The sequence below is a fragment of the Spirosoma terrae genome (assembly GCF_010435915.1).
Taxonomy (GTDB): domain Bacteria; phylum Bacteroidota; class Bacteroidia; order Cytophagales; family Spirosomataceae; genus Spirosoma; species Spirosoma terrae.
Genome location: NZ_JAAFZH010000019.1, coordinates 56,402 through 81,848, shown reverse-complemented (window position 1 = coordinate 81,848; position 25,447 = coordinate 56,402). Strand labels below are relative to the sequence as shown.

Below are 25,447 nucleotides of genomic sequence, written 5' to 3'. Positions count from 1 at the left end.
TATCTGAATAACTCCACTTTTTACTCGGCTATGAAATTCATACGTGTTATCTTTTGGTTTGTGCTGCTGTCGACTGTATCGATGGGATGTCAGGACGAGGAAAGTAATCCTGTAACGACAACTGAATCACAAACAGAATTGCTGGTAGCCAATAAATGGGGGCTGAAACGGGTGGCTAATGCAAACGATAATACGATCAGCACCAGCCAGATGAATGCCACTACGTTGTTGCTTTTCGAGTTGAGCATGCAGTTTAGCAAAGACAATACCGTTTTGGCCCGAAATACCAAAACCAGTCAGGTCCTAAACGGTGGTACCTGGAAACTGGCGCAGGATAATAAGTCGATGGATGTCGACGTGAACGGATTTAAAGGGAATTTTCCCATTTTAACCTTGTCACGAACAAAACTGACCCTGCGGCAGCGGGCTCCTGTCAGTGGCGTTGACACGGACATTAACCTTGAGTTTGAGCCGATACTGTAAGCGCTGGACTCGTGTCGATTCTTCGCTTTGAAACGGAGCCCGGTTTTTTTATAACGGCTGAAGCGCAGGGAAATCCCGCCCACAAACCCATCCTGTTGCTTCATGGAGGTGGCCAAACGCGGCATTCCTGGGGAGAAACGGCTAATTTTCTGGCAGAAGCAGGCTGGTATGCTATAGCACCCGACGCCCGTGGGCACGGCGATAGCGATTGGTCAGCGGATGGTCATTATAGCATCGATTATCTGGCCAGTGGCCTTCGGGCTATACTCGCGCAGCTCGATCAGAAACCGGCACTAGTTGGTGCATCGATGGGTGGCATGACGGCCCTGATTGCCGAAGGGGAACGTACTGATATAACTGAGTCCTTATGTTCGGCTGTCGTGTTGGTCGATATAGCTCCTAAAGCCGAACAAAAAGGGATTGAACGAATTTTTGCCTTTATGAGTGGCAATCTAAATGGGTTTGCCAGTTTGGACGAAGCCGCTGAAGCAGTCGCGGGCTATTTACCCCACCGCCCCCGGCCTTCCGATCATAAACGACTGGAGAAAAATCTGCGTTTTCGACAGGGTCGCTACTATTGGCATTGGGACCCTGCCATGCTGATGGTATGGAAGCAGAAAGCAGCCCCCGACCAGCAGCTCAACAACGAAGAACGACTTTATCAGGCAGCCCGGAATCTAACCGTTCCCACGCTGATTGTGCGGGGAGGTATGAGCGACGTAGTGAGTGAAAAGGTTATGGCTGAATTTTTAGATTCGGTACCACACGTACAACGTGTGAATGTAGCCGGAGCGGGGCACATGGTTGCCGGTGATTCAAATCATGCCTTTAGCCGGGCAATCATCGAGTTTTTGAGTAATATTGACTGATAAATAGGGGGAACGTAGCAATCTGGCCCTCATTGCAGTGTTTGTATGAAAAACGACCCCCGTACGCTTAGAGCCTGGACTTTGTATGATTGGGCTAACTCAGTTCATTCATTAGTTATCGTATCCAGTATTTTTCCGGTCTATTTTTCGGCAACAGCGCTAAACGATGCGGGCGGGCCTGTCATTAATTTTCTGGGCTTTCCGATCAAGAATTCCGTTTTATTCTCGTATACTGTTTCGGCCGCTTTTCTATTTACCGCTTTATTGTCGCCCGTTTGTTCGGCCATTGCCGATTATAGTGGCAATAAGAAAGCATTCATGAAAGCATTCTGCTATACGGGCGCGATCAGTTGTTCGCTCCTGTATTTTTTTACGCAGGAAACCATTACGTTCTCGGTCATTTGCTTTTGGCTCAGCTTAATTGGGTGGAGCGGTAGCATTGTCTTTTATAACTCCTATTTGCCGGATATTGCCACGGAAGATCAGTTCGACCGGGTTAGTGCGCGTGGTTTTTCGATGGGCTATATCGGAAGCGTGCTGTTGATGGTGATTAATCTGCTGGTAATACTGAAGCGGGATTGGTTCGGTAACATATCCGAAGGAATGGCCTCGCGTATTGCGTTCCTGACGGTGGGGCTATGGTGGATCGGGTTCGCGCAGATTCCATTTCGACGTTTACCGGATGGTACGAAAAAAGCTCGGGAAGCCGGGAATTATCTGCTGAATGGGTTTAAGGAGTTAGGGCATGTATGGACCCAACTGCAGGAGCGGCCATTAGCCAAACGATTTCTGGTTGCTTTTTTCGTCTATAATATGGGGGTACAGACGGTTATGTATATCGCCACCATTTTCGGGAGCGACGAATTGAAACTCCCTGGCCAGAGCTTAATCATTACCATTCTGCTCATTCAACTGGTAGCCATTCCGGGTGCTTACAGTTTCTCGCGCTTGTCGGAGAGGTTGGGCAATACGTATGCGCTTATGATAGCAGTGGTGATATGGATTGTCATTTGTGGGTGTGCCTATTTCGTTCAGACTGAAAATCAATTTTTCGCCTTGGCTGGTGTGGTTGGTCTGGTGATGGGAGGCATTCAATCCTTATCCCGTTCTACTTATTCAAAACTTATTCCGGCTACGGACGATACAGCCTCTTACTTTAGTTTTTATGACGTTACGGAGAAAACATCGATCGTATTCGGGACACTGCTCTACGGGTTAATTGAACAACTTACGGGTAATATGCGCAATAGCGTACTGGCCTTGTTGGTCTTGTTTGTGCTTGGATTTATGTTGTTATGGCGCATTCCTTCACAAAAACTTTACGGCATACGTTTGGAGAAAGCAGAAGTTTCGTAAGTTTGCACCGGCTTCAACAAAGGAGGTTAGCTCAGTTGGTTCAGAGCGCTGCTTTGACAGAGCAGAGGTCAGCGGTTCGAGCCCGCTACTTCCTACCATCAGGTCCGATTATGATAATTCATAGTCGGACCTTTTTTGTGTCCTGTATAACGTAACACTTACTAGCTTTAGAAAAGCTAATAAATTATTTTATACCAATTGGTATAAAATAATTTATCTTTGTGGCACTTAATCAATAGGGCGCCTGTTAAGCTGAAAAAGCAGAGTTTTATTCTGCAATAAGTAGGACACTTAAATTAATTTAAAAAATACCAATTGGTATATTAACAATGAAAACTACGGGAAATACGGTTTTGATCACAGGGGGATCAGCAGGAATTGGGCTGGAAATAGCTAAACTTCTTTCGACCAACGGCAATCAGGTTATTATTACAGGTCGGAATCAAAGCCGGTTAGATACGGCCCTTTCGCAAGTGCCAAACGCCGTTGGTTTTGTCAGCGATGTGAGTGATGCCGCCGATGTAGAGTCATTAGTCGCTACGTTAAAAAGTGAATTCCCGACCTTGAATATGGTTATTAACAATGCTGGCCGAGCCTTGCTGCATAATTTATTGGCGGATCGTAATGGCTTCGACGTAGCGGAAGATGAAATGCGTACCAATTATCTGTCTATAATTCGATTGAACCAGCTGTTGCTGCCACAATTGATGGCCCAGGCCGAAGCAGCTATTGTAAACGTATCGTCTATTGTTGCCATTGTTCCAGGTAGTTTATCGACCTATTCGGCGAGTAAGGCAGCACTGCACTCGTACACGCACTCGTTACGTATCGCCTTGACGAAAGCCAGCAGTAACGTTAAAGTATATGAGCTCATGCCACCATTGGTCGATACAGAGTTCTCAGCGCCTATTGGGGGTAAAAATGGGATTTCGGCGGCTAAAGTAGCTGCTGACTTGCTGGATGGCCTGAAAAATGATACGTTTGAAATACGAGTCGGCAACACCCAGTTTATTTATGATTTGTATCGTAAATCGCCAGAAGAAGCCCTGATGGCGATGAATTAACCTCACAGAGCAGTCGAATAATGTCCTAAAGCGTATTGATATCCGTTTTAGGACATTGTTTTTTCATAAAAAGTAAGAATTTTGTTCTGTAAACACTGTATCTGGCTTGAACAGAAATGAACGTTTCAACAGCTGGTTCGTCTCTGAGTCAATCGGTATCAGCCTTTTTTAACAATTGACGAACCCCAGTGGTTACTTGAGCATTAATTTGTCGTATGATTTCGCTCCTCCGCTGGTTAGTAAAACTGAGTTGCCTGTACTTCTATACCCTCTGCAGTTACGGACAGCATCCTTATGAGTTAAAAGTCACCTCTGAAAATGACAATTATTGTTTACGATTACACGATGGCTATTACACCAACGGTTTATTCGTAACGCTGACTTACCTGCCAACTGGCTTAAACAATCGAATCGACGAAGCTAGCAAACAGATTAAAGTTACGTCCCATTATCGGTTAGGGCAGCTGATTTTTACGCCTGATTACATTTCCCCAAAATTGACCATTGATCAGATTGATCGGCCGTTTGCTGGCTACTTGTTCCTGGAAAAAGGAATGACGTTTTTCTATAAAAAAGGACACGTATTAAAAACATCAGTATCGGTCGGGACGCTTGGTAAAAACTCATTAGCTCAGCAAACTCAGATTTTCATTCACAAAACCTTTGATCTACTGACGACAAAAGGCTGGGACTATCAGGTGAAAAATGAAATCGGTATAACCGCACAAGGGCAATACTGGCACAAACTGACATCAGATTCCTGGCGTCCTGCCTGGCTTGATCTTCACGCGGTTGCTGAACTGACAGGAGGAACCTTATTTACCAATGCATCGACGGGATTTTTACTTCAGGTCGGATTATTCGCCAACGAATCGGAATCGTCGTTGTATGATGTTCGGGTTAGTCGATCAACTGCGCCCCTGAAAAAAAACACAGAGGTGTATGCCTTTTTTCACCCTTCTATTGAGTATCAGTTCTATAATGCTACGGTACAGGGTGGGTTATTGAGTAATCAGGGGGGGGCTGTGGTAGGGACAATTAATCGCTGGGTATATACTCATTCGATCGGTATCGGTTTTTCCAAGCCTCGCTGGACGTTTCAGACGGTGTATACGTATCGGCAACGAGAGGCAGTCCGCATGCGGAAGAATGAGCAATATATTGGTTTAACGGCGGCCTATCGGTTTGGTAAGTAAACGAATAACGAACCCAGGAATAGAGTATCGTCTTGCTATTCCTGGGTCGAATTAACGTATCTTGGCGCTATGATACGAGTCTTACTACAATATGGGTTACTGAGTTTAACCACGCTTTGTCTGTTGGGTAGTTGTCAGTCTGCCGATCAGACTCCCTGTGAATCTGCTGCCGTAGCCATAAAAGCACCTGATGCGGAAATAGCCAGTTTAAAGCAGTTTATTGACACGAACAACATTAAGGCTACTGCCGATGAACGTGGCTTTTATTACAAGATCCAGAAGCCTGGCTCTGGCGATAAACCAAGCGTCTGTTCGAACGTAACGGTAAATTATAAAGGGCAACTGACAAACGGAACTAGTTTTGATAGTGGAGAGGATGTAAGTTTTGGGCTTAATCAATTGATTCTGGGCTGGCAGGAGGGAATTCCCCTGATTGCTCCGGGTGGTAGCATTACGTTGTATCTGCCACCAAGTCTGGCTTACGGGGATCAGGAGCAGCCGGGTATTCCAGCCAATTCTATCCTCGTCTTTCAAATTGATTTACTGAAAGTAAACTGAATTATTTCCCGTAATAGATTATAAACGAAAAACCCGCTTGATGGCGGGTTTCTTTTTATAGCAAAGTTAGGTTTAACAAAAGAACAGCGGTTGGGTTGAGTCGTTAGCTGCCAACAATTTCCCGCAGTTTATCCATTAAGCCTTCCCAGAGATCCCGCAGTTCATCTTCATCATTGGTTGATGAATAATCCGTAACCCGAAGAAATGTTGACTGGGTAAGTTCCGACTGATCTACCCGGAAGTCAATATAATTATTGTCGGACCCATTCTCGGCCGTATCTAAAAATTCGAAGCGAACTCCTTTATTTTGGCGCATGGAAACCTGGCGCGCAATATGGCTTTCATTATCCCATTGAAAATCGAATCGTTGTTCTGGCATGGTATTTACTTTGTTGGCAAACCATTGCGACAGGCCCGACGCCGTACTTATGTAAGGAAAAAGCATTTTGGGGGATGCCCGGAGCTCGTATTCGGCAACAAATTTAAATTTCTCCATGTCAAGTAATTTAGAAAAGGCATTTAGGCTACACACCGGAACATCAGCCTATTATCAGTAAAACGTCAAACTCGTCAAACCCGGTCTAAGCAAAGGTAAACGATTTTTTTTGCGAAAGTCAACGCACTTTTTTGCGTAAGCTCGATTTTTTCTTACTTTTGTGCTCAGAAGAAGGCGGGGTAGCTCAGATGGTTAGAGCGTAGGATTCATAACCCTAAGGTCGGCAGTTCGATCCTGCTCCCCGCTACTGCGAAATTCCTGTGATAGCCCCCAATATTAAGTATTTGGGGGCTATTTTGTGTTATGGCTGACCCATTTGATAGGCAGAGGCTCAGTGCTTTTGGTTCGCATGTATACAAAAGGTATCTGACCAAGCTTATGTATCAGGGAAAGATGTAGGGATATTAGTTAAACATTATATTTTTATCAGATCTTAAGTTTTTCTTTAGATGTCTGGGTTTAACTCCTTTCTATTTAGCTAGTTAAATATCGTAGATGCGGTTGTTTAACTGGCTAAACGAAAAATACCGTATAGCGCTAAACTCATCTTCCTGCAGTTTGGAGCTATCAATAGGTGTGTGCTAGTTATATATGGCGCTTCACCTTACTGAAACTATTAATATTTGTTAATGAGTAATAAAAAATGAACGGTAGGCTCTAGTTACACGTATACTATATTAGTCTATATGAACACCTACGCCGGTTCGTTGACTAGTAGGCATTAGAATGAAGAAAATTGATAAATTAGTGCTTGGCTCATTCTGGGGGCCTTTTTTCCTGACGTTGGGCGTCGTCATCTTTATTTTTCTGATGCGACTGCTCATGTTTTATATCGATGATTTTGTGTCAAAAGATCTCGATATCGCTACGTTCGGTCGGCTGCTTTTCTACTTTGCCATGCTTACCATACCGACGGCATTACCGTTGGCTGTTCTCTTATCGTCCTTAATGACGTTTGGTAATTTAGGTGAGTTTTTTGAGTTGACCGCCATGAAGAGTGCGGGTATCTCCTTAACCCGTGCTATGCGCCCCCTTCTGATCGTAGCCATTGGCATCAGTGCCTTTTCGTTCTGGTTTAACAATAAAGTATCGCCCTGGGCCAATTTGAAAGGGTATAGTTTACTGTATGATATTAAAACCGCCAAGGCTACGCTTAGTCTGAAGGAAGGTATTTTTTACAATGATCTGCCAGGGTACAGCATAAAAGTAGACCACAAAATAAAGAGTGGTAAAGAGAGCGCTACTGGTGACTTACTAAAAGGGCTGGTGATATATAAACATTCGACTAATGGCATTGAGAGTGGTAATCGGGAAATAATACTGGCCGATTCGGGTCGAATGTACACTGACAAGGATCGTACATACCTGACTTTTGAGTTGTTTAATGGAAACGATTATCAGGAATACTCGGGTAACAATACGGTTAGTTATGCCAGTAGCGGTGGCCCAGCTAAAGGAGCTGAGTTTGTGCGTAATGGATTTAAGGATTACCGACTGGTCATTAGTATGGAATCGTTTGGCATAAAGCGTACGGATGAAAATCAGTTTGAGTATCATGAACTGATGAAAGACCTCAATCAGCTCTCCACCTTAACCGATTCACTACGTAAGGATTATCGAAATACAAGCTTAAGTGTGGCGGCTACATCTAAACAGTATTACAATTATCAGTTTAAACCAGCCACAATAGTTACGGGCACTACACCCCAACCACCCGTTTTAAAGGATGGGAAATGGGTCGACTCGTTGCTACGTAAACAGCATATAGTAAAGCAGGAATTGGCGCAGGGGGCTCTTAGTCAGGCCCAGAATATTCTGTCGTACGCCACATCAAACGTTACGTATCTGACGGACAAGGAAAAAAACATCTGGCGGTATCAACTGGAAACTCATCATAAATTCACGCAGGCTATTTCCGTTTTTGTGATGTTTCTGATTGGGGCATCGATGGGGGCTATCATAAAAAAAGGAGGTTTTGGCTTACCAGTACTGGTATCTATCGTCTTTTTTATTTTACTATACGTACTAACATTACAGGGCGATAAGTATGCTAAAGACGGGCTTATTGCGGTGCCTGTGGGGGCATGGTTAGCCAATATGGTATTATTTCCGATAGGGCTCTTTTTAATGCAACGGGCTCGTCACGATTCCCGATTGTTTGACAAGGATATTTATCTGATTGCCTGGGAAAAACTAAAGAAGCGATGGGCCGCTTATAAAGGCCAGCCTGCTCGGTCCGTTTAGGAAATTGCTGATGTTTTCATAAAACTCATTATTTTATGAACCGACTAATCACTATTTTCCTTACCTTTGCACCCAAATTCATAATTTGTTTTATTTTTTAGCTGTCTGAAGATGTATTTAACGACCGAAAAGAAACAGGAGATTTTCTCCACCTCGGGTTTTGCCAAAAGTGCAGGGGACACCGGGTCGGCCGAATCCCAGATCGCGCTGTTCACGTACCGGATCAATCACTTGACCGCTCACCTGAAAGTTCACAAGCACGATTACGGCACACAACTGGGTCTTTTAAAATTAGTAGGTAAACGCCGGCGTCTGCTGAACTACCTGCAGCAAAAAGACATCACCAGATACCGGGCTATTTTGGCCGCACTTGGTCTGAGAAAATAATCCGGCCAATAAAAAAAAGGGAATCTACCAGACAGTAGATTCCCTCATTTTTGTGATTTCAGTGATAGAGAGCGGTAATTGCGTTAGTGAGAGCGGCTTAGAGGAAAGTATAGTAAAAGAGGTTTATACACGATTAGCATTAAGGCTGATCGAAACTAGCGGTAAAGCTGTAGAGGGCGTATTCAAAATCTGTTGTATGTTTCAAATCACCACGCAATCCCTTGCACTGCCCGACGGGCGAGAAATTACCATCGAAACCGGCAAACTGGCCAGACAGGCCGACGGCGCGGTGGTTGTACGACTGGGCGATACGATGTTACTGGCCACGGTCGTATCAAGTAAAGAAGCGAAGGAAGGAGTCGATTTTCTTCCACTTTCCGTTGATTATCAGGAGAAATTTGCGTCGGCAGGGCGTATTCCTGGTAGTTTCCAGCGTCGTGAGGGGCGTTTAGGCGATCACGAAATTCTGATCAGTCGGCTGGTCGATCGTGCATTACGCCCAATTTTCCCTGATAATTACCACGCTGATACCCAAGTAATCATTACGTTAATTTCGGCAGATCCAGAAGTTCAGCCTGATGCATTAGCTGCGTTAGCTGCTTCTTCGGCCCTGGCCGTTTCTGATATACCCTTCAACGGCCCTATTTCGGAAGTTCGGGTCGCTAAAATTGACGGTGAATATAAAATCAACCCTAAAACAGCCGATATCGACCGGGCTACGCTCGATTTAATTGTTGCTGCTACGGAGAAAGATATTTGTATGGTGGAAGGCGAAATGAGCGAATGTTCAGAAGCCGAAGTCGTGGAAGCGTTGAAAGTCGCCCACGAAGCCATTAAAGTGCAATGCCAGGCACAAAAAGAGCTGGAAGCAAAGGTTGGCAAAACGGTTAAGCGTGAATATAATCACGAAACGCACGACGAAGAACTGCGTGCGGCTGTTCGGGCCTATTGCTACGATAAAATCTACGACGTAGCTCGTCGACAAAATCCGGTTAAGAAAGGACGTTCCGAAGGCTTTAAAGCAGTGCAGGAGGAATACCTGGCTACGTTCCCCGAAGGATCAGACGTAAATACGAGCTTGATTAAGACGTATTTTCACGATTTGGTTTGGGAAGCGTCTCGACGGCTGGTATTGGATGAACGGGTTCGGCTGGATGGTCGTAAACTGGATGAAATTCGGCAGATATCGACCGAAGCGGGTTATTTACCAGGACCGCACGGATCAGCGTTGTTCACACGTGGAGAAACTCAATCGTTGACAACTGTTACGCTCGGAACGAAAGTGGACGAACAGATCGTTGATCAGGCGATGTTCCAGGGGTATAGCAAATTTCTGCTGCATTACAATTTCCCCGGATTCTCAACGGGTGAAGTGAAACCTAACCGGGGTGCTGGCCGCCGTGAAATCGGTCATGGTAATCTGGCGCACCGGTCCCTAAAGAAAGTATTACCACCAGAGGCCGAAAATCCATACACGATTCGTATCGTTTCCGATATTCTGGAATCGAATGGTTCGTCGTCGATGGCAACCGTTTGTGCTGGTACGATGGCGCTGATGGATGCCGGGATTAAAATCAAGGCTCCTGTGGCTGGTATTGCCATGGGCCTGATTTCTGACGGTGAAAAGTACGCTGTCCTGTCGGATATTCTTGGCGATGAGGACCATTTGGGCGATATGGATTTCAAGGTAACGGGAACTGAAAAAGGAATCGTTGCCTGCCAGATGGACCTGAAAGTAGACGGTTTATCGTACGAAGTGCTGGCGCAGGCATTAGAACAGGCTCGTCAGGGGCGTCTGCATATTCTGGGCGAAATGGCGAAAGGTATTGCTGAAGTTCGTTCTGATCTGAAAGCACATGCTCCCCGGGCTATCGTTATTAAAATTGATACGAACCAGATTGGCGCCGTTATTGGACCAGGTGGTAAAGTGGTTCAGGATATTCAGAAAGATTCCGGTGCCGTTGTCAATATCGACGAACACGATAATGCAGGTTGGGTCAGCATTTTTGCTACCAACAAGGAAAGCATGGACAAAGCCGTTTCACGGGTGAAGGGAATTGTTGCTGTGCCAGAAGTTGGCGAAGTATACGTTGGCAAGGTGAAAACTATTCAGCCATTTGGTGCCTTCGTCGAATTTATGCCAGGTAAAGACGGTCTGTTGCATATTTCCGAGATTAAATGGGAACGTCTTGAGTCAATGGACGGTGTATTGCAGGTAGGGGAGGAAGTAACCGTGAAATTGACGGACATAGATAAAAAGACTGGAAAATATCGCTTATCCCGTAAAGTTCTTCTGCCCAAGCCAGAGAACAAAAATGCGTAAGTGATTGTTACTTTTTTGTGTAATGCAACGTCAAAAGTTAGCGTTATATAGCCACCCGACTCGGGGCAACGTATCATGAGACAGCTAAAAATTTCAAAACAGATTACCAACCGCGAAAGTCAGTCGTTAGACAAGTACTTGCAGGAGATTGGTAAGGTAGATTTGCTTACGCCCGATGAGGAAGTAACGCTAGCTCAGAAAATTCGCGAAGGTGATCAACTATCACTGGAGCGCTTAACGAAAGCTAACTTACGATTCGTCGTGTCGGTAGCGAAACAGTATCAAAATCAGGGCCTTTCATTGGGCGATTTGATCAATGAAGGTAACCTGGGTCTAATTAAGGCCGCTCAGCGTTTCGATGAAACGCGCGGATTTAAATTTATCTCCTATGCCGTTTGGTGGATTCGTCAGTCGATTCTACAGGCGTTGGCAGAGCAGTCGCGGATTGTTCGATTGCCGCTCAACCGGGTAGGCTCGCTGAACAAGATATCGAAAACGTTTTCAGACCTGGAACAGAAATTTGAACGGGAGCCATCTCCAGAGGAGCTGGCCGCTGTGCTTGAAATTTCTGCTGCCGAAGTTGTTGATACGCTGAAAATTTCAGGTCGCCATGTGTCGATGGATGCACCATTTGTTCAGGGTGAAGAAAACAGCCTGCTCGACGTGCTTGAGAACGATGGTGAGGATAAGCCTGATTCAGGTTTGATCAACGATTCACTACGTAAAGAAGTACAACGGGCGCTGTCAACGTTGACACAACGTGAAGCCGATGTTATTACGCTTTACTTCGGTTTGAATGGCGAACACGCCATGACTCTTGAAGAGATAGGTGAAAAATTCAATCTGACCCGTGAACGGGTTCGCCAGATAAAGGAAAAAGCCATTCGTCGCCTGCGCCACACCTCCCGGTCGAAGGCATTGAAGACGTATTTAGGCTAAACGGTCCTGTTTGTATGTGCAAAACGGTTTCTGCGAAAGTGGGAGCCGTTTTTGTTTATAGAGTATTACAAAACGAAAGCCAACCCACTGGGTTGGCTTTCGTTTTGTTCGGCTATGAATGAACTAGTTATTAAATAGCCAGGGCTCAGTACCTGCCACTTTGCCGATAGCATTCATTTGGGCAACAGCCTCTTCACGAACTGTAGAGCCTGCAGCCGCTACTTTATATAACTGGCCTTTCTGTTCGGGCATTATTACGTAGGCATCCGTATAACCAGCTTTCCTCAACTGTTTTCTAAACCGCAACGCGTTACGTTTATTGGAGAAACTACCCGCAATAACTGTGTAATGAGGTAATTTATGAACTGGTTTTACAGCTGCGCTGGCTATCTCTTCAGGTGCTTTAGCTACCTGTTCTGCTTCTATAAAGTCTTTTTTCGTTTCAGCCACAATGACTGGTTCTGCAACCGGCTTTGGTTCTACAACTGGCGTACTGGCTGATGTGGTACGTACCTGCGGAGACGAAACGGGTGTTGCAGAGGTTGTTGACGCGTTATCGGCCGTAGAACGATCCAAAAAAGAAGCGGGAAGCCTGAATAAATTGGATGGTGTCAGGCTGCTTTGTTGCGACTGGCCTTGTTTGACGACAGACGAATAACTAAACAAACCCAATGAGCCAATGAGCAGGGCTGCTGCCGCAATTCGCCAGTAGGAGCGTCTAACCGGCAAAGGTTCTACGGAAACAAGTTCTTCCTGAGGTATGTGTGGACCAACAGCGGTTACCGGTATGGCTTCGATAGCGAGTTGTTGCTCCGTTTCTTTTGCAACCAGTTGTGCCGAAATCGCACTCATTCCATAGGCTTCACCGAAAAAATTATGCCGAAGACTTGGGTCGAATTGAAGCCGACCTTCATCGTTACGGGTAAATGTGCCAATGCCGTCCAGTTCAAAACGGCCAGTCTGGTCAACCTGCTGCCGTAGCAACGTAACAAACTGGCTTATATGCCGCTGAGCACCCTCACGGGTAAGTGGCTCATGAAGCATAATATAGTTGGCTAAAATCCCATCGTCCAGACGGAGTGCTTCATTAAAAGCTACCCGCTTGCGAGGGGGGAGATAAAGACCGCTGGTTTCCGCAAAGGATGCCGGTTGATAGTGGGTTAGAAAAGCCCCCAACTCAGATACAACAACACAGTCATACTGATACAGCAACTTTTTCAGGTAGTCATTAACGGAAGCCATAGGAAATCTTGTTGGCGGTTAGAATGAATAACTAATTCCGCCGAGAAAGTTAAGGCCTTGTGACTGATAATACAAATACCGCTGATAATTCTGGCTAAAGATATTATTTAACGAAACAAACGCAGATACCTGTTTTCCTAGGAAATAGTCAATTTTAATGTTGGCATCGTAGATCGGTTTCAGCGTATAGACGACGTTGGAAGTGAAGTTTTTGTTTTTGATGCCCTCATAAAAATACAAATCAGCCGTAATAAATAATTTTTTGTTCAGGATGTACGAATTAGACCAGGTTCCAGCGAATTGAGGACGCCCCCAGGCTTCCTCCAGCCGATCCAGACCGTAGCGGAAGAAATCCCCTTTTAGGGTTGACCGGAATTTATCTTTCACGGAATAACCTAGCTGTCCGGAGATGGTTAAAATGCGCGAAATTCCACCATCGTACAGCACAAAAAACTTGGTGGTGTCGGGGTAGGTGTTGTTGAACGTCGAAAAATCACGGTAACTGGCATAGGAGACTTTGCCCTCATACGAAAAACCGCCACCAAGGCTTCCTTTCGACCCACCGTAGATATCCAGGCTCTTAACGGTGTTAACTAAAAGTACTTGTGGAGCCAGCCACTTGTTTTCGCTTAATAATGAGCGTAGTGTGTTTCGGTTGATATCGCCGTCGACACCCGCAAAGAAGTGAATGTTGGCTACGGGCACTACGTCAATATCCAGTACCGGAAAAGCGCGGGTGTTGTTAATATTCTGTCGCTTGTCGGTTTGATTGACGGCATTAATACCAGCGGTGATCGTGAATAAAGATGATGTGTATTTAAACGTTGGCTTAACCCGGAACAGATTCCGGTTATCGACAATTGAGCCGTCAGATCGTTGCGTTACGTAGGCATCGGCAGCTACCAGCGCAAAAACGTTATCGGTAATGCCCAACGACGCGTTCAGGTTCGTGCCCCAATCGGTTTCTGATGCATTAAAGCGATCGCGTAGGGAGGTAATTCCTGTCTTCAACGAATAATCGATGGTATTGTCGGAATTGGCGTTTTCTATGCCGAGCCGAAAATTGACCGTGTTCAGCCGTTGTTTGAGCAGGTCAGGATTAAACGACGGAGACGTAGCGTATTCACGGCTGTAGCCGTAAAAATTGAAGGCGTTCCGGTCGTATCCCAAATCGGCCTGGAGCTTGAACGCATCCGCCAGGTATTTTCCCGTAACATTTAATCGGGTATCACTTTGGGCGGAGTTCTTGCCGTCTACCGGGCCAATAGCGGACGATAAATGACGGAGCGATCCTTCCAGGGAAAGGTTCGACAGGTTATTGATACCCACAAAGCCTTCGCCAAAGAACGTACTGTAGTTACCAGCGCCGAGTTTGACATAATTGTTAAAGGCGGGATTATCGTCTGGCTGCGTCGTGGCTGGCGACAAAACGCCGGGCGTTATGCGAGGATCGCCAACGGTTAGTTTTCGGTCTTCAAATTCATAGGTGAGCTTCCGCTGCTCGGCGGATGGCTTCAGCGACTGAATTTTATTGAAAAGACGGTTGGCCGGTGGCAATTCGATCTTTCTGTTTTTTTCGACAGTAATTTCCTGGTTATCCACTTCTCCCTCTTTGGCTGGGCGAGTAGGTTTTGGCTGTTGGGCCAGCAAGGTTGCCGACAGCGACAAAAAGGAGAGCGTGAGCAGGGGGCGAATAGGGTGAATCATACGGGGTATGTATGATGTCTGATGCAGACTGTAAATTTCCGCATCAGACATGAGACGGGTTAATTTTTGTTTTCCAGACTGGCCAGCTTTTGTTTCGCTTCAGCGATGATGGCTTCTTCGGAAGAGTTTTCGATAATGGAATTCAATACGGCTTTGGCCTGGGCCAGTTCATCCTGGGCGATGTTGTTATCGGCAACCAGAATAAAGGCTTTGCCTTTCCAGTATTCGAATTCGCTGAAATCAGCGTTGAATTTCAGTAACGTAGCAACTGACTCCTTATATTTTTTTTGCCGGTACAGAATGTCACCCAGGTAATACTGAGCTTCCGCACCGTTGACATCCTTCGCCAGCGCAATCGTTTTCTCGAATTCCGATTGGGCCGTTTTGTAGTCGCCTTTTGAAAATGCTACTTTACCCAGCATTAACTGACCTCGGTTCTGCGCTCCTGACACAACGTTGCCCGCTGCGAGTACTTCACGGGCGATTACGCCTGCTGAGTCAGCTTTAGGAATGGCAAAGTATGTATCCATCATACCCAGCTGAGCGGCCACCTGATCGGCTTTATTGGTTGATCGGGCCACGATGATCTGGTAATTACGGATAGCACGGGCGTAGTTTTTTTGTTTGCTCTCAATTTCGGCTGCCCGAGTAGCGGCACGCACCAGAAAATCGGATCGATTGTCGGCTGTAATCAGGTAATAATACCGGAGTGCGTTGGCTAAATCGTTCGTCTGACGGTAGGATTCGGCCAGATAGAAGCGGGCTTCGTTGGTGTTGGGACTGGCCGGATATTCCTGCATAAAGGCCAGCAGCGATTGAATGGCCTGATCGTATTTCTGGTTGAAATAGATATTTTTGGCATTATCGAACTGCACGCGCTCCACATCCGTGCTCGACGGATTGCTTTTTTTGTACTGACCCAGTACCTGCGAAAACTCTTCGGGCCGACCCGCATCATTCAGCGTATTCTGAATACCTAATAACGCACTTTGTGCCTGCTCGGAGTCGCCAAAATCGCTCAGAATACGTCGGTAATCCGCAATGGCCGGATCGTACTGTTGAATATTACCGTACGCAATGGCTCGTTTCAATAAGGCGGCTGGTATCAGTTTACTGTTAGGTTTGCCATCAATCAGTTTTGAAAAGCCACGAATAGCAACTTGATACGACCCTTTTTCAAAGTCGACATTGGCCGTCTGGAACAGGGCTTCATCCACAAAACGTGAATTCGGATACTGACGCTGAACCTGATCAAACATCGCTTTCGCTTCGCTGTCGCGGCCCACGTAGCTCAAGATCACGGCTTTCTGATAGGACGCATAATCTTTATCCGGCGCGTTCTGCGCGATGGCCTGATCGTAATATTTCATGGCATTTTCGTATTGCTTGGTTGCAAAATACGTATCCGCCAGCCGTACCGTAGCATCCTGTAGCTGTGCTTTATCGCCGGTTCCCCGGCTAACAAAATCCCGGAAGTAGGTTTGGGCCCGGGCAAAATCCTTTTTGTTATAGTAGGCATACCCTAAGGCATACAGACTTTTATCGGCATAGTCTCCAGCGCTGCTTTTGGCAATGCTGGCATACAGAGGAATTGCCGTGTCGTATTGCTTCCCGGCTGAATAAGATTCGGCCTTCCAGAATTGAGCCGCCTGCTGAAGCTCGTTGTCGACCGGAAACTTAAGCGACTTATCGAAGTTAGCAACCGCCTTCGGATACCGTTCGGCGTTGAAATCGCTAACCCCCTGGTTGTAGGTCAGCCGTTGGTACGTAGCGTTAATTTTAGACGTACGCCGTTTTAATCCTTCAATGTACGCAATGGCAGCGGGGTAGTTGTTGGACACAAAATAAGCCTCGCCAACGAGTTCATTGGCTTCATTCTCAAACTTACTGTTGGGATACTGTTTCAGGAAAGCGGTCAACTCTTTCACCGCATCCGCGCCATTATTTTGATCCAGTTGTAGCTTCGCATGGTTAAAGCGGGCTTCCTCCTGAATGGCTGGGTTAAACGATAACCGCCCGGCCTGATCGAAGGCGTTCAGCGCATAGGTAGGGTTTTGCGTTTGCAGATAGCTAACCCCCAGCGTGTAAGCCGCGTACTGTGCCGTTGTGTCTTTGCCCCCCGCGAGGGTTTTTAGCTGGGCAATCGCGTCGTTGTAGGCACCTGTCCGGAACAGGGATTGTCCGTACCGAAACTTCACAGCACCAGGAGCTTTGACCCCTGACGCATTGATATATTGCTTATAATACGGAATAGCCTTGGCAAACTGATTTTGCTGATAATACACCTCCGCGGTAAACAGAGCGACTTCGCTTAAGCCCGCTCCGTTAGTACGACGGAGCAGCGGTTCCGTATAGGCCAGCAGATCATCAAATCGTCGCTGCCGATAGAGTGCCTGGGCAATCCAGTTCGGAACCTGATTCTGGTACGTTGGATTGGTTTCAATCCGCCGGAAATCGGCAACAGCCTCATTAAAATTCTTATTCCGGAAATTGATAACCCCCGCGTAGTAAGAGGCTGCCGGCGCATCAGGCGAGCTGGGGTCTGTTTTTACCTCATTCAGCAACGGTAGGGCTCGTTGCAGATCCTGCGTATTATAATAGGAGAGGGCCAACTGGTATTTATAAGCCAGCTGACGGCTGCTACTCCCGCTCTGGGTAACGGCCTTTTCCAGAAACGTAATGGCTTTACTGTAATCCTGACGCGTATAATAATACGTTCCCAGATCACCGTAAAGCTGCCCTGCCTTTGGGTGTTCACTGTGATTTTTAACGAACCGATCGACCAGCACCTCAGCACCCGGCTCGTCGATATACAGGCTGGTGAGGGCAATGTAATATTCGGCATCTACCGCATGCTGGTCGCTGGTGTTTAGCAAGGTGCGGGTGCCATCGCCCCGTCTGGGTTCCAGATACTGCCGAAATTCATAGCGAGCAGCTGCGTAATTATTACGCTCAAACAGCTCCATGCCGTTTCGATAGTGATAATCGGGTTCTGAATAACTTTGGGTACGCTGGGCCGAAGCCGATAAGGTGGTAAGTATCCCAATAATCAGGGACAACATAAGCCGATCCGGTATAAAACGGAACGTCTGGTGCTGGCCCAGCTGGGTATCTGAATAGGGCATAAACGAAAGTAACGGTTGTGAATGCTTGGATTGAGTCGTAGCTTCGCCGACAAATTGACAAATATCAGGTCAATTCTGGACAAAAAACGAAGGTATTCCTGTTTCCGTATGAAAAAAAACGCCCGGCTGCTGTATTTACTTACTGTCTGGACATTTTTTGTCTCTTTTCGAGTAATTGCTGTGCCTGTCTTGGCGAACGAAGACAACCCGCCAGCTCCTCAACCCGCGATTACCTACGTTCTGTCGATGCCTGAGCCACAGACCCACTATTTCGAGGTGGAAATGCAGCTCAAAAATATAGCTTCAGCAACAAACGCCAAGAAAAACGGATACGTCGATATAAAAATGCCCGTCTGGACACCCGGTTCCTACCTGATTCGGGAGTACGCAAAAAACGTCGAGGCCTTTGTGGCGTCGGTAGATGGCAAACCGGTACGTAGCGAAAAAATCAGGAAGAATGCCTGGCGCGTATCGTCGACCGAAGATAATCTGACGATCCGGTATCGGGTGTATGCCAACGAACTGACTGTCCGTACTAGTTTTGTGGATATCGATCATGGCTACGTAACGCCCGCCAGTGTATTTATGTATCTGGATGCGCTGAAGACGATCCCGCATCGGGTGGTGGTGCAACCGTACAAAGCCTGGAACGTAGTGACCACGGCGCTTGAACCTGTTACGGGTAATGCCAATACCTATGAAGCGCCCGATTACGACCTATTGGTCGACTCGCCCATTGAGATCGGTAATCAGCGTACGTTTTCATTTACAGCCTCGGGGGTTCCTCATACGGTAGCTATGTTTGGCGATGTCGACTATAATGAAACAAAACTGGCCGCCGATTATAAGCGGGTATGCGAAACGGCCGCGACGGTTGTTGGGGAGCATCCCTGCAAGCATTATACGTTTATTGTTCATCATATTCCACAGGGGGGCGGTGGGCTTGAACACCTCAACTCTACAACCCTGGAGACGTATCGGAACGCTTACGCTACCGAAACCAATTACAAGGGTTTTCTGACTCTGGTTGCGCATGAATATTTTCACCTCTGGAACGTAAAGCGGATTCGGCCAATTGCGCTTGGTCCCTTCGATTACGACAATGAGAATTATACCCACATGCTTTGGCTGTCGGAAGGCTGTACGTCGTTCTATGAGGATTACATTCTACGTCGGGCGGGTTTCCATACGCCTGAAACCTATCTGAATATTGTTGCCAACGACATTACCGGCATTGAAAATCAACCGGGTGTTCGGGTTCAGTCGGCCGCTGAGTCGAGCTGGGATGCCTGGATTAAGGGATATCGTCCCAACGAAAATTCGTCGAACACAACGATTTCGTATTACAGTAAGGGGAGCGTACTGGGCTCACTGCTGAACCTGGCTATTCTGGCTGGTAGTAAAGGAGAACGTAACATGGATGACCTGATGCGTCTTCTCTATAATGAGTATTACAAAAAACTAAAGCGTGGTTTTACCGACGATGAGTTTCGGAAAGCAGCCGAACAGATTGCCGGTCGTAAGCTCGACGATTTTTTTGCCATCGGAGTGAATTCGGCCGACCCGATTGATTATAACGCGTATTTTGAACCGGTAGGATTAAAACTGACCAATGTAGCCGCTAAAACGCAGGACGGTTTTCTGGGTGCGGCTATAACCCCTTCGGGTGGTAAATCGACCGTGTCCAGTGTTCGGCGTGGATCGGCGGCTTATCAGGATGGGCTGAATGTCGGTGATGAAATTCTGGCCGTTGATAGCGTTCGGGTGGGCGACGATCTGCTCCGTCTGATTAGTGGTCGTAACGTGGGGGAAACGATTAACGTACTGGTTAACCGGGCCGGAGTTCTTCGGGAATTACCCATTACGCTTATCCAGAATCCGCTGGTTAGCTATCGGCTGGAGTTTTTACCGAATCAGACACCGGAGCAGAAAGCGTTATTCAGGAAATGGCTGTACATCAACTAATGAGTTTTTCATTAATACGCTTAAAAAAACGGGTCAGCTTGAATGCTGACCCGTTTTTTTGATTACTTTACTTACCTTGATCCATTGCTGGTATACCAACCCATTATCCCTTGCTACGTTTCGAATTAACTACCCCTGTTTCTGACGAACGACCGGTTTATGTAGCCGGAAATTTCTGCGACTGGTATCCAGATCTGGAGCCTTTTCGGATGCAACAAGTAGGCGACGGGTACTACGTACTGGACGTGGATGTGGAATGGCCGGATGTGCTGAACTATAAGTACACACGGGGCGGTTGGGACCAGGTGGAACTGGATGGGGCGGGTGATGTGCCCCCAAATCGGCGAACAAAACAAAAAAGGGGCGTACGAAGAGACTATGTACCGCACTGGCGCTGGAATGGACACTCGTTCAATCCGGCTTTTCAACCCCGGTTGGGATTTGACCAGACTGATTTTTCCGTTCCACAACTACAAACCACGCGTCGGGTGCGGGTGCTCCTCCCGTACGATTATGAGCAATCCACAAAACGGTATCCCGTGCTTTATTTGCAGGATGGCCAGAATCTGATAGGAGCTGGTTCTGACTATGGCAGTTGGGAGATCGATCGGCGAATGGCGGTGCTGGCGTCCCGCCATCATCATGAAGTTATCGTGGTGGCTATTGATCATGGGGGAGAGAAACGGGTTCAGGAATTTACTCCCGATGTTATGATGGCTGGCACCGGCGATGGCCGACATTACCTTGATTTCATCATCAGTACCTTGAAACCTTATATTGATCAAACCTATCGTACTCAATCGGCAGCAACAGCTACCGGTTTAGGTGGTAGTTCGATGGGCGGCTTATTGGCTACGTATGGGGGCTTACTCTATCCGAACGTATTTGGTCGGCTGCTGGTCTTTTCGCCTTCCTTCTGGGCAGCACCAAATCTTCAGACTGATACCCGACGTGGGCCTCGTGATTATCCGTCGAAATGGTACGTATATGGCGGGGGGAGCGAATCGCGGTATATGGTTTCGTCGCTGAAACACTTTGTCAACAATCTGGAATTGGCGGGAACGAAGCAGTCGGTTGCGGTTCAGTTGACGATTAACCCGGCTGGTAAACACAGCGAATCCGATTGGGGACACGAGTTTACGGCTGCGCTGGAATGGCTATTTTATTAACTTGTCAGACCAATTAGAGGGACATTATTTATTATGCAGATTATAACCCAAACTACGTATACATCCGTAGCTGCTGAGGTGATTCCAGTGCTGAAAAGAGACGATCTCAGTGATTCATTAGCAGTCATTGCCAGACGAATTAACGTACCGGAAACGGTGCTTCAACGTGATTTTAAAGCCGATCGGAATGAAACACTGTCGATGTATGGAGCCGACGGAAACCGATTTGTGTTGCTAGGGCTTGGAAAATCGCCGGTATCGATGGATTGGTTAAAGGCGTTCCGAAAGTTATTTTTTTCGGAGAAGAACAAATGGCCGCAGGAGGTTCTGGTCGACCTTCGTGGTGTTGAGGGTAACGTAGTAGAACCGGTCGTGATCGGTATCCGTATGGGAGGCTATGATCTTGGCTTATACAAGACAGGTAAACAGGAAACGACCGGTTTATATAGCGAACAGGGTAAGTTAACACTGTTAACCGACGTTGGTATGCTGGAAACAGCCATGCCGGCCCTGGCCAGAGCCGAAGCAATCGCGCAGACTCAGACCGCCATGCTGGATATTATGAATGCACCAGCCAGTCACAAAAGCCCACAGACGTTGGCCGATTGGGCCATTAAGTCTGGTAAGAACTATAACTACGCGGTAACCGTACTGGACAAACCGGAACTGGAGCGGCAGGGGTTAGGGGCGTTGCTTAGTGTGAGTCAGGGAAGTGAGAAACCACCCGTACTGATTATTGCCGAGCACAAACCGACTGCGTCTGGACGTAATGAAAATTGGCCCGTAGTAGGGCTGGTTGGTAAGGGCGTTACGTTCGATACTGGTGGTGTTTCGATCAAAACCTCGAACAATATGCACCTGATGAAGAGTGATATGGGCGGGGCAGCAGCCGTACTGGGTACCGTTGAGGTAGCGGCAAAGCTTAATCTGCCGGTGCATCTGATTGGCATTGTGCCGTCAACCGAGAACAGTATTGACGGACGATCCACGAAGCCGGGTGATGTGGTTCAATCGTATACCGGCAAAACGATCGAAGTGATCGATACGGATGCCGAAGGGCGTGTCATTCTGGCTGATGGATTGGGGTATATGGTACGTAACTTCCGCCCCGACATAGTAATTGATCTGGCTACACTAACAGGAAGTGTAATTTCGGCACTGGGGTATCATGCCGCCGGACTTTTTACGCAAAATGACGAACTGGCAGCTCAACTGATCGCGTCGGGGGATAAAACAGGCGAGCGGCTTTGGCGGTTACCGTTGTGGGATGCTTACACGGAAGACATTAAATCCGACGTGGCCGATCTGAAAAATTTTAGCGGTAAACCCATAGCCGGGTCGATCAGTGCGGCTAAGTTTCTGGAGGTCTTTACGGAACGTAACGAGGACGAAGCGGGCGAGGAGCGCTTTCATCCGGCCTGGGCCCATCTGGATATTGCCGGTACGGCCTTTGCCGATACTGAATTTGGGAGTCAGAAAAATGCAACTGGTTTTGGAATCCGGTTGCTGATTGATTATTTGCAGCATCTGGGGGCAAACCAATAGCGACAAACAGCCATCATTACCAACGGGTTTTCATCATTTAATCGATTACTTATATGCCTGCGTTGACATTCCTGTGCGTTGCCACTTATTTTAAAGGGGAGGAGTTTATGAGAGCCTGTAAGGAACTCGGCAACACCGTTTACCTGCTCACGGATCAGAAGTTAGCGGAAAAGGCGTGGCCCCGGGAAGCTATTGACGAATTCTTTTTTCTCAACTCCCCCAGCAATGATACGGAGAGTCTCAATGAGATGATACTGGGGCTGGCCCACGTCATGCGCACTCGTAAAATAGATCGGGTGGTGGCCCTGGATGATTTTGACGTAGAGAAAGGAGCCCTGATTCGGGAAACGTTTCGTATTCCGGGGATGGGCCAGACAACCGCCCGTTTTTTCCGGGACAAATTAGCGATGCGGATGCGGGCTGCCTCCGACGGTATCCGCGTACCGGCGTTTAGCTCGTTAGTCAATGATGAAGCTATTACCGAATTTTTACGATCAACAGAAGCACCCTGGTTATTGAAACCGCGTTCAGAAGCGTCGGCTACGGGCATTCGAAAAGTTCAGTCACTGGAGGAAGCCTGGAACGTTATTCACTCACTGGGTGACCACCGACATGAGTTTTTGATCGAGCAGTTCAAGCCGGGCCGCGTGTACCATGTCGATTCGCTGTCGTACGACGGTAACGTAGTATTTACGCGGGCTAGTCAGTATCTGGCTACCCCTATGGAAGTGGCCCACGGTGGGGGCGTGTTTCGAACCGTTAATTTACCACTCGATACGGAAGAAACGGAAGCGTTGAAGCAGCTAAATACTAATGTGCTGAAGGCGTTTGGGATGCGTCATAGTGCCTCTCACTCAGAATATATACGTAGCGAGCATGATGGCGAGTTGTATTTCCTGGAAACAGCATCCCGGGTTGGCGGTGCCCACATTGCCGAACTGGTTGAAGCCGCGTCGGGCATTAATCTTTGGCGGGAATGGGCAATCCTGGAAAATGCCGTTGCCAGCAATCAACCCTACAAGGTTCCGGCCGATGAGCCTCATTACGCTGGTTTAATCATATCGCTCGCTCGTCAGCAGTGGCCTGACGTGTCGGTTTTCACGGAGCCGGAAATATGGTGGCGTCTAAACCGGGACTATCATGTTGGGCTGATTGTCCGTTCCGATAATCAGGCCCGCATTATGGAGCTCATGGACACCTATATGCATCGTATCTACACGGAATTCCACGCATCAGCCCCACTACCTGACAAACCAACGAGTTGAGGGTTGGGAGGTTTATAGTTTATGGTTTTTTGTTTATGGTTTATCGTTCGGGTGACAGGACATTAAAGCCGTAAACCATAAACGATGAACCATACACTATAAACTGTTACATAACGCCGTTACGTTCGCCGGTTTCCTGCCAGTCCTGATCCATGTCGCGGAATCGATTCGCGACACGTTCCAGGAACAAGTCATCCAGCATGGCTGGCACCTCATCGGGCTCGGTAATGTCCATTTCGCTGATTTTATAGGTCTGTTCATACGGACCGGCTTCAATCTTCACTATATATTTGCTGTTCCAGGCATACAAGCCAATTCGGAAGTGGGGGTGAGGAATGTCCTGAACAAAGCGCATGATTGTTGTGAAAACGAATATGTTGGGTGAAAAGAGTACCATTTGTGCAAAGGTAAAAAAGACAATGGTTCGACCGTTTGTTTTGCCCGTTCTCTTGCTGAACGTAGCCTTTTGGGGAACTAGTTGTGCGGATAAGACGGATGAGGCCGCTCAATTTTTTCTACGGGGGAATGTTCAGTTACAGAAACGGGAGTATAAAGAAGCGATTCGGTTTTACACAGAAGCGCTGGATAAAAAGCCTGATTTTGCCGATGCCTATAATAATCGTGGATTGGCAAAGTTTAGGAACGACGATCGGGAAGGAGCATTGGCAGACTACACGCGTGCCATTGAAGCCGATGCTGATTTTGGAGCGGCTTACCTGAACAGGGCCGACGTGCTGATGGAAACGGGCGATGCTGCCGGTAGTTTAGCTGATCTGCAACGGATCGAAAAGGAGTATAAGGATTCGACATTTTACCAGACTCGGCTTGGTGATGCCTATGTTCGCTTAAACAATACGTCACAGGCCCAGGCCGCTTATGATCGTGCCTTGCAACTTGATCCGGCTAATGTGGAGGCCCTAACGAATCGGGGCGCTTTGTATTTCAGTCAGAAAGCCTATAACGAGGCCAGACTGGATATCACCAGCGCATTACGCATCAATCCGAAACAGGACGCGGCCCTGAACAACCAGAGTTTGTTGCTGGCGCGGGAAAAAAAATATGATGAGGCACTGGAATACGTAGAGCGCGCCTTATCGGTACGACCTGCTCAGCCCTATTACCTGAATAACAAAGGATATTTATTGCTCATGCTCAATCGACGAGAGGCCGCCTTGCCTTTCATTCAGGAATCGATCCGCATCGATCCTGCTAATGCGTGGGCCCATCGTAGTCTGGGGATTTATCACTTGCAAGGGAATAAGGCGAAAGAAGCCCTGACCGAATTCCGGCAGGCTGAAAAACTCGACGCTACTGTCGAGCAACTCTATTATTATCTAGGACTAGCGGAATCTGGGACTGGGAACAAAACGGGGGCGTGTGAGGCCTGGAAGCGTGGCGAACTGGCAGGCGATGAGCTGGCTCGTAAAGCCTACAGCGATCAATGTAAATGAAAGGGTCGCTCTAAGTCTACACTACCGGAAAATGGGCAGCTATAAACTATAACTGTAGTTGTA

General features: G+C 47.3%; 20 protein-coding genes and 2 tRNA genes. 17 read left to right on the top strand and 5 right to left on the bottom strand.

Annotated elements, in window-relative coordinates; all coding sequences use genetic code 11:
- Window positions 1-30 precede the first annotated feature (30 nt).
- From GK108_RS27465 to GK108_RS27435, 7 genes are all read left to right on the top strand, one after another.
- Window positions 31-483, top strand: coding sequence for a hypothetical protein (locus tag GK108_RS27465; protein WP_163954793.1), 453 nt, complete (start codon window positions 31-33; stop codon window positions 481-483).
- Between the two features lie 11 nt (window positions 484-494).
- Window positions 495-1,352, top strand: coding sequence for an alpha/beta fold hydrolase (locus GK108_RS27460; RefSeq protein ID WP_163954792.1), 858 nt, complete (start codon window positions 495-497; stop codon window positions 1,350-1,352).
- Between the two features lie 45 nt (window positions 1,353-1,397).
- Window positions 1,398-2,708: an MFS transporter gene (locus tag GK108_RS27455; RefSeq protein ID WP_163954791.1), complete on the top strand. Its 1,311-nt coding sequence runs from the start codon at window positions 1,398-1,400 to the stop codon at window positions 2,706-2,708.
- A 20-nt stretch (window positions 2,709-2,728) separates the two neighbouring features.
- Window positions 2,729-2,806 (top strand) — tRNA-Val (locus GK108_RS27450).
- A 231-nt stretch (window positions 2,807-3,037) separates the two neighbouring features.
- Window positions 3,038-3,772, top strand: a complete 735-nt coding sequence (locus tag GK108_RS27445; RefSeq protein WP_163954790.1) for an SDR family oxidoreductase — start codon at window positions 3,038-3,040, stop codon at window positions 3,770-3,772.
- A 215-nt stretch (window positions 3,773-3,987) separates the two neighbouring features.
- Window positions 3,988-4,968 (top strand): lipid A deacylase LpxR family protein, encoded by a 981-nt coding sequence (locus tag GK108_RS27440; protein ID WP_163954789.1) that lies wholly within the window; start codon window positions 3,988-3,990, stop codon window positions 4,966-4,968.
- A gap of 69 nt (window positions 4,969-5,037) precedes the next feature.
- Complete coding sequence (locus GK108_RS27435) at window positions 5,038-5,526, top strand: FKBP-type peptidyl-prolyl cis-trans isomerase (protein WP_163954788.1); 489 nt, start codon at window positions 5,038-5,040, stop codon at window positions 5,524-5,526.
- A gap of 103 nt (window positions 5,527-5,629) precedes the next feature.
- Here the strand turns inward: GK108_RS27435 and GK108_RS27430 are convergent, their stop codons facing one another.
- The gene (locus tag GK108_RS27430; protein WP_163954787.1) at window positions 5,630-6,022 is read right to left on the bottom strand and encodes an START-like domain-containing protein; all 393 of its coding nucleotides are present in this window, start codon (window positions 6,020-6,022) and stop codon (window positions 5,630-5,632) included.
- Between the two features lie 173 nt (window positions 6,023-6,195).
- Between GK108_RS27430 and GK108_RS27425 the strand changes: the two genes are divergently transcribed.
- The 5 genes from GK108_RS27425 to GK108_RS27405 all read left to right on the top strand — a co-directional run bounded on the left by GK108_RS27425 (window position 6,196) and on the right by GK108_RS27405 (window position 11,915).
- Window positions 6,196-6,269 (top strand) — tRNA-Met (locus GK108_RS27425).
- Window positions 6,270-6,748: 479 nt separating this feature from the next.
- Entirely contained in the window at window positions 6,749-8,266 is a 1,518-nt protein-coding gene (locus GK108_RS27420) for an LptF/LptG family permease (protein ID WP_163954786.1), read from the top strand.
- A gap of 111 nt (window positions 8,267-8,377) precedes the next feature.
- On the top strand, window positions 8,378-8,653 hold the full coding sequence (gene rpsO / locus GK108_RS27415; protein ID WP_163954785.1) for a 30S ribosomal protein S15: 276 nt from the start codon (window positions 8,378-8,380) through the stop codon (window positions 8,651-8,653).
- Window positions 8,654-8,849: 196 nt separating this feature from the next.
- Complete coding sequence (locus GK108_RS27410; RefSeq protein WP_163954784.1) at window positions 8,850-10,976, top strand: polyribonucleotide nucleotidyltransferase; 2,127 nt, start codon at window positions 8,850-8,852, stop codon at window positions 10,974-10,976.
- A 75-nt stretch (window positions 10,977-11,051) separates the two neighbouring features.
- Window positions 11,052-11,915 (top strand): sigma-70 family RNA polymerase sigma factor, encoded by an 864-nt coding sequence (locus GK108_RS27405; RefSeq protein WP_009282104.1) that lies wholly within the window; start codon window positions 11,052-11,054, stop codon window positions 11,913-11,915.
- 123 nt (window positions 11,916-12,038) lie between these two features.
- Here GK108_RS27405 and GK108_RS27400 read toward each other — a convergent pair whose 3' ends face one another.
- From GK108_RS27400 to GK108_RS27390, 3 genes are read right to left on the bottom strand one after another with little or no spacing between them, the layout of a single operon-like run.
- Window positions 12,039-13,157, bottom strand: coding sequence for an HU domain-containing protein (locus GK108_RS27400; protein ID WP_163954783.1), 1,119 nt, complete (start codon window positions 13,155-13,157; stop codon window positions 12,039-12,041).
- An 18-nt stretch (window positions 13,158-13,175) separates the two neighbouring features.
- On the bottom strand, window positions 13,176-14,864 hold the full coding sequence (locus tag GK108_RS27395) for a TonB-dependent receptor (RefSeq protein ID WP_163954851.1): 1,689 nt from the start codon (window positions 14,862-14,864) through the stop codon (window positions 13,176-13,178).
- Window positions 14,865-14,923: 59 nt separating this feature from the next.
- Entirely contained in the window at window positions 14,924-17,989 is a 3,066-nt protein-coding gene (locus GK108_RS27390; RefSeq protein ID WP_163954782.1) for a tetratricopeptide repeat protein, read from the bottom strand.
- Window positions 17,990-18,097: 108 nt separating this feature from the next.
- Here GK108_RS27390 and GK108_RS27385 point away from each other — a divergent pair, with 108 nt between their 5' ends.
- The 4 genes from GK108_RS27385 to GK108_RS27370 all read left to right on the top strand — a co-directional run bounded on the left by GK108_RS27385 (window position 18,098) and on the right by GK108_RS27370 (window position 23,933).
- Window positions 18,098-19,954 carry a M61 family metallopeptidase gene (locus GK108_RS27385; protein WP_163954781.1) on the top strand — a complete coding sequence of 619 codons (1,857 nt, stop codon included), beginning with the start codon at window positions 18,098-18,100 and terminating at the stop codon, window positions 19,952-19,954.
- Between the two features lie 110 nt (window positions 19,955-20,064).
- Window positions 20,065-21,123 carry an alpha/beta hydrolase gene (locus GK108_RS27380; RefSeq protein WP_163954780.1) on the top strand — a complete coding sequence of 353 codons (1,059 nt, stop codon included), beginning with the start codon at window positions 20,065-20,067 and terminating at the stop codon, window positions 21,121-21,123.
- Window positions 21,124-21,156: 33 nt separating this feature from the next.
- Entirely contained in the window at window positions 21,157-22,668 is a 1,512-nt protein-coding gene (locus GK108_RS27375) for a leucyl aminopeptidase family protein (protein ID WP_163954779.1), read from the top strand.
- Between the two features lie 53 nt (window positions 22,669-22,721).
- The gene (locus tag GK108_RS27370; RefSeq protein WP_163954778.1) at window positions 22,722-23,933 is read left to right on the top strand and encodes an ATP-grasp domain-containing protein; all 1,212 of its coding nucleotides are present in this window, start codon (window positions 22,722-22,724) and stop codon (window positions 23,931-23,933) included.
- A 106-nt stretch (window positions 23,934-24,039) separates the two neighbouring features.
- On the opposite strand, the gene GK108_RS27365 is transcribed toward GK108_RS27370, so the two are convergent.
- Complete coding sequence (locus GK108_RS27365; protein WP_163954777.1) at window positions 24,040-24,288, bottom strand: hypothetical protein; 249 nt, start codon at window positions 24,286-24,288, stop codon at window positions 24,040-24,042.
- A gap of 64 nt (window positions 24,289-24,352) precedes the next feature.
- Here GK108_RS27365 and GK108_RS27360 point away from each other — a divergent pair, with 64 nt between their 5' ends.
- Window positions 24,353-25,384 carry a tetratricopeptide repeat protein gene (locus GK108_RS27360; protein ID WP_246225211.1) on the top strand — a complete coding sequence of 344 codons (1,032 nt, stop codon included), beginning with the start codon at window positions 24,353-24,355 and terminating at the stop codon, window positions 25,382-25,384.
- Window positions 25,385-25,447: the final 63 nt, after the last annotated feature.